Consider the following 534-nt stretch of genomic DNA (forward strand, 5'->3'; position numbering starts at 1 on the left):
CTCAACGCCGAAATCACCGTCCGCCACCTCTTCGAAAACCCCACCGTCACCACCCTCGAACCGCTGCTGCGCGCCGGCACCGCCCGCCCGCCGCTGGTCGCCGGGCCGCGCCCGGACCCGCTGCCGCTGTCGTACGCGCAGCGCCGGCTGTGGTTCATGCACCGGTTGGAGGGGCCGTCGGCGACGTACAACATCCCGGTGGTGACCCGGCTGCGCGGCGAGCTGGACGTGCCGGCGCTGCGCGCCGCCGTCGGCGACGTGGTGGAGCGGCACGAGATCCTGCGGACGATCTACGTCGAGGTGGAGGGCGAGCCGACCCAGCGGATCCTGCCGGCGGACGCGGCCGGGGTGCCGTTCACCGAGCACCGGCTGACCGAGGGGGAACTCGACGGGGCGCTGGCCGCCGCCGCGGCGGAGCCGTTCGACCTGGGCTCCGAACCCCCGCTACGCGTGCGCCTCTACTCGATCGCCGACGACGAGCACCTGCTCGCCATCTGCCTGCACCACATCGCCGGCGACGGCACCTCCATGACA

1 protein-coding gene is annotated in these 534 nt (G+C 73.6%); it reads left to right on the forward strand.

Annotated features, from left to right (window positions below; translation table 11 throughout):
• Positions 1 to 534, forward strand: a 534-nt coding sequence (locus IEY94_RS23200) for a condensation domain-containing protein (protein WP_189172376.1), incomplete at both ends; no start/stop codon positions are given.

Source organism: Pilimelia anulata (assembly GCF_014647895.1).
In the GTDB taxonomy this organism is placed as follows: Bacteria; Actinomycetota; Actinomycetes; order Mycobacteriales; family Micromonosporaceae; genus Pilimelia; species Pilimelia anulata.